Source organism: Mycobacterium gordonae (genome assembly GCF_002101675.1).
In the GTDB taxonomy this organism is placed as follows: domain Bacteria; phylum Actinomycetota; class Actinomycetes; order Mycobacteriales; family Mycobacteriaceae; genus Mycobacterium; species Mycobacterium gordonae.
Window position 1 is genome coordinate 1 of sequence record NZ_LQOY01000139.1, and the last position, 1,217, is coordinate 1,217.

Sequence of the window (1,217 nt, forward strand, 5' to 3'; positions counted from 1 at the left end):
CCCACACTGGCCAACACAGCCCCCAACACACCCGAGACCCCCACCGAGGCGGAATTACTGATCCCCGACAACGACCCACCCAGGTTCGACACCCCCGACACCCACACACCCACGTTCTGCACACCCGAGCCCATCGACCCGACATTGCCGAACCCCGACACCACCTGCCCGATATTCCCGAACCCCGACACCCCACCCGCACCGGAATTAAAGAACCCTGACGACGGCGCCACCGTCGCATTCCCCAACCCCGGCGCCGCCGCCACATGCAACAACTGCACCACCACCGGCCCCGTGCTGCCACCCACATTCACCGTCAACGGCGTCCCCACACCACCCACCACCACGTTGTTGAACGCGATGGTGTTTATCCGGATCGTCGGAGTGGTGATGGGCTGCAGGTAGTTGTTGTCGATGCCGATTTCCAGCCTGATCGGCAGGCCCGGGACGTCAACTCCGATGCGCCCTACCGGATCGGGAAGGTCGATGCCGATAGTGATGTTGGAGGTCTGCCCGAGCAGAGTTAGGTGGCCCACCAGCGGGATGCCGCCGCCGCCGACTCCGTGAACGCTGAAGGGGTTGACGGTGAGTCCGGTGATGCTGCCGGTGATGGGGATGTTGAGGATGCCGCCGCCGCCCAGGGTGATCGGGATGTCGGGGATGGTCAGGGTGTAGTCGGCTTGGATCAGGCCCTGGCGGTCACCGCGCCACAGCAGCCCGTTGCTCTGGTCTCCCGAGATGAACGCCCCGGTGTCAAGGTTGCCGGTGTTGGCCCACCCGGTGTTGGTGTCCCCGGTGTTGAAATCCCCGGTGTTGACATCACCGGGGTTGAACGACCCGGAGTTGAAGTCCCCGGGGTTGAACCCGCCGGTGTTGTAGCCGCCGGCATTGGCCCACCCGGTGTTGAACACCCCGGAGTTGAACACCCCGGTGTTCGCCGTCCCGGAATTGGCGATCCCACTGTTCAACGACCCCGAGTTGCCGATCCCGACATTGCCCGTCCCCGAATTGAAGAACCCGATATTCCCCGACCCGGAGTTGAACAACCCCACATTCCCCGACCCCGAATTCAACGCCCCCAACCCCACCTGCCCCGTACCGGTCAACCCGATCCCGACATTATTGCTGCCGGAGTTGCCGAACCCGATATTGCCCACACCGGTATTCCCCCACCCGATGTTCAAACTCCCCGCATTGCCCCCACCCCGTTTCTCGAG

1 pseudogene is annotated in these 1,217 nt (G+C 63.9%); it reads right to left on the reverse strand.

Going from position 1 to position 1,217, the window contains the following annotated elements:
* A pseudogene (locus AWC08_RS35565) lies at window positions 1-1,217 on the reverse strand (PPE family protein); the annotation flags it as partial.